The organism is Nitrosospira multiformis, from assembly GCF_003050865.1.
GTDB lineage: Bacteria > Pseudomonadota > Gammaproteobacteria > Burkholderiales > Nitrosomonadaceae > Nitrosospira > Nitrosospira multiformis_E.
In genome coordinates this window covers 1-5,027 of the sequence record NZ_QAOK01000060.1, presented here as the reverse complement: position 1 = coordinate 5,027, position 5,027 = coordinate 1, and the positions used below count along the sequence as shown (strand labels likewise).

The 5,027-nt window shown below is 58.4% G+C and carries 5 protein-coding genes; all 5 read left to right on the top strand.

What is annotated here, in order from left to right; all coding sequences use genetic code 11:
* Positions 1–36 precede the first annotated feature (36 nt).
* The 5 genes from C8R21_RS15250 to C8R21_RS15235 all read left to right on the top strand — a co-directional run bounded on the left by C8R21_RS15250 (position 37) and on the right by C8R21_RS15235 (position 5,027).
* Positions 37–1,758, top strand: a complete 1,722-nt coding sequence (locus C8R21_RS15250) for a multiheme c-type cytochrome (protein WP_107763458.1) — start codon at positions 37–39, stop codon at positions 1,756–1,758.
* 9 nt (positions 1,759–1,767) lie between these two features.
* A complete protein-coding gene (gene haoB / locus C8R21_RS15245) occupies positions 1,768–2,871 on the top strand; it encodes a hydroxylamine oxidation protein HaoB (protein ID WP_107763457.1) in 1,104 nt (367 codons plus the stop codon).
* Between the two features lie 402 nt (positions 2,872–3,273).
* The gene (locus C8R21_RS15745; RefSeq protein ID WP_146162523.1) at positions 3,274–3,477 is read left to right on the top strand and encodes a hypothetical protein; all 204 of its coding nucleotides are present in this window, start codon (positions 3,274–3,276) and stop codon (positions 3,475–3,477) included.
* Between the two features lie 241 nt (positions 3,478–3,718).
* On the top strand, positions 3,719–4,426 hold the full coding sequence (gene cycA / locus C8R21_RS15240) for a cytochrome c-550 CycA (protein WP_107763456.1): 708 nt from the start codon (positions 3,719–3,721) through the stop codon (positions 4,424–4,426).
* Position 4,427: 1 nt separating this feature from the next.
* Positions 4,428–5,027 carry a NapC/NirT family cytochrome c gene (locus C8R21_RS15235; RefSeq protein WP_107763455.1) on the top strand — a complete coding sequence of 200 codons (600 nt, stop codon included), beginning with the start codon at positions 4,428–4,430 and terminating at the stop codon, positions 5,025–5,027.

The following is a 5,027-nucleotide window of genomic DNA, read 5'->3' as shown; positions in this document are numbered from 1 at the left end:
ACAACAACATCATTACGGAGTAAAGGAGAGAAGCAGATGTTAATGAAGCCTTGGCTGAGGCTGGTTACGCTTGCGTGTGGGGTGCTGTTTGCGGGCGCCACGTGGGCTAACTTTCCCAGCGTTCCCAAAGAGACGTATAAGGCGCTGAAGTTGGAGCAGTCGGCCTCGCCGAAGGATCTGCATTCGGCGCTGGTGAAGCGTTACAAGGATCCTGCGCAGGGAGCGGGACGTGGCACGCTGGCGAAGTACTGGGAGCCGATCCCGATGAGCATGTACTTTGACCCTGCCTCGTATTACAAGCCGCCTACCTCGATGAAGGAAGTTGCGGCGCGCGAGGAGTGCGTCAAATGCCACACGGACGAATCGCCGGTATGGGTGAGTGCCTGGAAGAGGAGCACGCACGCGAACCTGGACAAGGTCCGGAACCTGAAGCCTGAAGACCCGACGTACTACAAGAAGGCGAAGCTTGAAGATGTAGAGAAGAATCTTCGCTCGATGGGCAAGCTTGGAGCCAACGACAAGCTCAAGGAAGTAGGGTGTATCGACTGCCACGTCGACATCAACAAGAAAGACAAGGCAGACCACATGAAGGATTTGCGCATGCCGACGGCGGACGTGTGCGGCACCTGCCACCTTCAGGAATTTGCCGAACGCGAATCCGAGCGCGACACCCTGGTATGGCCGAACAAGCAATGGCCGCAGGGACGCCCCTCGCACGCACTGGACTGGAAGGCCAACGTCGAAGTAGCGGTATTTGCCTCCATGCCGCAGCGCGAGATTGCCGAAGGCTGCAGCATGTGCCACACCAACCAGAACAAATGCGACTCCTGCCACACGCGGCACGAATTCTCTGCTGCCGAATCGCGTCATCCTGAAGCCTGCGCCACCTGCCACAGCGGAGTAGACCACAACAACTGGGAAGCCTACTCCATGAGCAAGCACGGCAAGACGGTTGCGATCATGGGCGACAAATGGAACTGGAACGCACCGCTGAAGGACGCCTACACCAAGGGCGGGCAGACTGCGCCCACCTGTGCCGGCTGCCACTTTGAATATGAAGGCAAGTACAGCCACAACGTCGTGCGCAAGATACGGTGGGCCAACTACCCTGCGGTACCGGGCATTGCCGAGAACATCAACAGCGAATGGTCAGAAGCGCGGCTGGACTCCTGGGTCAAGACCTGCACCTCCTGCCACTCCGAGCGTTTTGCCCGCTCCTATCTTGAATTCATGGACAAGGGCACGCTGCACGGTCTGGCCAAGTACAAGGAAGCGCATGCGGTGGCTGAGAAGCTCTACAAGGAAGGCCTGCTGACGGGTCAGAAGACCAATCGTCCGACCCCGCTGCCGCCTGACAAGGAAATGTTTGCAGGCTTCACCCAGCTCTACTGGAGCAAGGACAACAACCCTGCTGCGATCGAGCTCAAGGTGCTGGAAATGGGAGAGAACAACCTTCCCAAACTGCACGTAGGACTGGCGCACGTCAACCCGGGTGGCTGGACCTATACCGAAGGCTGGGGCCCGATGAACCGCGACTACGTCGAAGTCATGGACGAGAACACCAAGATCCGTGAAATGGCGGCGTTGCAGGCGAAAGTAGCCAAGCTCGATGCCAAGCGCAAGACAAGCCTGTTCGACCTTGACAGCAGCGAGAAGCTCTCGCTGGGTGGTCTGGGTGGCGGCATGCTGCTGGCTGGCACGCTTGCCCTGGCAGGCTGGCGCCGGCGCGAGAAGAACGAGGGCGTCCGCAAGGACTGATATCCTGTTTTGACCGCAAGTACCTCTAGCCGCGCCATTCTGGCGCGGCCTGGCTCCAAACTCCTCCCCTCACTGGGCATTCTCCTGGTGGCGGGAGGAATTCTTTTGCTCCTGTGGTTTGCCTGGGTGTGGTTCAACCCCGGGCCTGCCCCCTACCGCTACCAGCTGGTGGAAGAAGGCAGCGCAGACAAATTCCCGCAGCTTGGACTGGGCAAGTGGCCGGACCTTTCCATTGCCCGGTATGAAGTCTTTGCCGAAGACATTCCCCAGCCGCTGGCAGTACTGCATGCGGCAAGGCAGGGCAATGGCGCCCCGGTGAGGCTCGACTGGGAAAACCGCACGAGTGAGCTGCTGCTCACCCCCGATCTCAAACTCAACGAACTGGCCACCCTGGCTGCCGCCATCGACAAGTACGCCGGCAAGGATGCGCTGGTGCTTGGCTGGTGGGACACCTCGCGCCAGCTGAAGCTTCTCTCGAAGCGCGACACCCTGTTTAGCGGGCAGTTCTCCGACTACCTGGTCATACCCGCGCCGTGGCAGAAGCAGGCTGACGCCATTCGCAAATACGAAGACGACTTCTGGGGTGGCAAGGCAGGAGGGGAAGAAGAGCAGAGATTCGAGCGCCTTGCCGATGCCCTGATGGCCGAACCTGAAGCGGGGGCTGCCATCCTGCGTGAACTGGCAGGCGATCGCGAAGCCTATCTCGCCATTCATGTCACCGACCTGTACAAGCTTGGCATCATGCGTCCGGGCCGGTTCGACGTTGCCTATCGCAACTTCCCGATGGAAGGCAACATGCATGGCATGGTCGACTATCTCAAGAGATGGGTGCTGGACAACAACTACAAGACCTACACCCTGCAATCCGTGTCGGACAGGCTGGTGCGCGGTTACTTCCTCAAGGATGACAAAAGCGACCGGACGCTGATTGCGCAGATGCTGCCCTTCACCGAATCGATGCCGCTTGACCTGGCTGCGGTGCAACTCATCTACCAGACCGGAGGCTACTGGGTGTACAGGATACCGGGCGGCAAGGAGCCTGCATCTGTCGGCGCAACCCCGGAGGATGCCGCATCCTTTCCAGCGCCCACCCTGCCTCCAGCCTCTGAGTAGACCGATATCCGCAGCTGGCCTGCAGCCAGCAGCAGAAGTAGAAGTTAATGACCACCCACTTCTGCCGATAACCGCATTGGCAGTCACCCCGACTGAACCCATCATCAAAACGTAGCAGGGTAGCAAGGCAACCCGGGCAAAGCCCGGGAATGCCTTCATTCGTCTGGCGGAGCCAGGCCTGCTACTATGAATCTCGTCATTCCGGGCTCGACCTGGAATCCAGTAAACCGAATCCAGCCCAAACCAGCAAGCGACCTCGCCTCGTACTTCTGCATTAAAGCACAGTCACGGTACTTCTCTACGCGATTGAACTTCCAAGACGACCGTGCATGGGAACAAGTGTTTTCGTTGTAGTAAGCCTGAGACACGATACCGGATATAAACTACGAGAAGGGATCGCGCGTGGAAAAAAGGGAATTTCGGCGACGATACAGCCATGCATACGTACACCTTGTATCAGGGCGCGATCCCGGCGCCCCTCCGCTGCCCGACCCCGCTTCGCGGGTCCCCCGTGCTGCGCTTTGGGACGCCCTGCCCGATACCGCTTTGCGGGTCCCCGTGCCGCGCTCCGGGCGCCACCGGTACCAGTGGTACCAGAAAGAGTGATAGTACTGGTGCTACCCCTCCATATAAACCGGAGATACAGTACGGGTACAACAAAAGGTGTGTCCTGAAGTTGCGATCATTGCGCTATCATTACAATGACAGGGAAGACAAACAAAAGAACAAGAACAGGGAATAACAAAATACGGATCAGTTGTAGTCGCATGAAGCTGGAAGAGATACAAAAATCCAGGGATATAACGGAAACAACGGATATACTTGCCGAAAGAAAAAAGGAGGAAGGATGAACCATCGCATGACACTCGCCCTGGCCGCGGCAGCGCTGTTTGCGGTCATGGCAGGCAGCGCGTCTGCCCAATCGTTTGAAGGCCGCAAGAAATGCAGTTCCTGTCACAAGAGCCAGGCCGAATCCTTCGGCAGCACGGCGCACGCCAAGGCCATGGACTCGCTGAAGCCCAACAACAAGGCCGAAGCCAAGAAGAAGGCCAAGCTCGATCCTGCCAAGGACTACACCCAGGACAAGGACTGTGTCGGCTGTCATGTGGATGGCTGGGGCAAGGAAGGCGGCTATACGATTGAAGACCCGAGCAAGTTCCTGACCGGGGTAGGCTGCGAATCCTGCCATGGGCCCGGCTCCAAGTATCGCGGCACGCACCGCAAATCCGGAGCCGCTTATGAAAAATCGAAGAAGACCACCTCCCGTCAGGTGCTGGCCGATGCCGGGCAGGACTTCAGCTTCGAGGAAAGCTGCAATGCCTGCCACATGAACTACAAGGGCAGCCCGTGGAAGGGTGCCAAGGAACCCTACACCCCCTTCACCCCGGACGTGGACAAGAAATACACCTTCAACTTTGACAAGTACGTCAAGGACACCAAGGCCATGCATGAACACTACAAGCTCGATGGGGTCTTCACTGGCGATCCGAAGTTCAAGTACCACGATGAATTCCAGGCCAGCGCCAAGGTAGGCGAGAAAGGTTCGGACGACTGACATGGCGATGAAGACAGGCAGTGCCCTTTTGGTCGGCACACTCTTGGGGGTGGTGATGGTGGCGGTGGTATTGGGCGGCGAAGCGGCCGTCTCCACCACCGAATTCTGCACCAGTTGCCACTCCATGACTTATCCGGCCGAGGAGTTGAAGGAATCCTCGCACTATGGCGCCCTGGGCGCCAACCCCGGCTGCAAGGATTGCCACATCCCGCAGGGATTGCAGAACTTCCATCTGGCGGTGGCGACCCATGTGGTGGATGGGGCGCGCGAACTCTATCTCGAGATGGTCAACGACTACTCCACGCTGGAGAAATTCAACGAGCGTCGATTGATCATGGCGCACGATGCGCGCATGAATCTCAAGAAGTGGGACAGCCGCACCTGCCGCACCTGCCACAGGAATCCGCAGCCTCCTGGAGCGGATGCCAAGGCTGCGCACAAGAAGATGGAGACGGAAGGGGCCACCTGCATCGACTGTCACCAGAACCTGGTGCACAAGGAGGTTGCAGAAACCGACCTGAACGAGAGCATCAAGCAGGGCAAGATGGTGCTCAAGCCCGAAAAGAAGGATGACGACGAGGAAGAGGAAGACGAGGAGTAA

What these genes read in the sequence shown, in the direction of transcription:
- C8R21_RS15250 (WP_107763458.1), top strand. Translation starts at nt 37, where the DNA reads ATGTTAATGAAGCCTTGGCTGAGGCTGGTTACGCTTGCGTGTGGGGTG.
- cycA (WP_107763456.1), top strand. Translation starts at nt 3,719, where the DNA reads ATGAACCATCGCATGACACTCGCCCTGGCCGCGGCAGCGCTGTTTGCG.
- C8R21_RS15235 (WP_107763455.1), top strand. Translation starts at nt 4,428, where the DNA reads ATGGCGATGAAGACAGGCAGTGCCCTTTTGGTCGGCACACTCTTGGGG.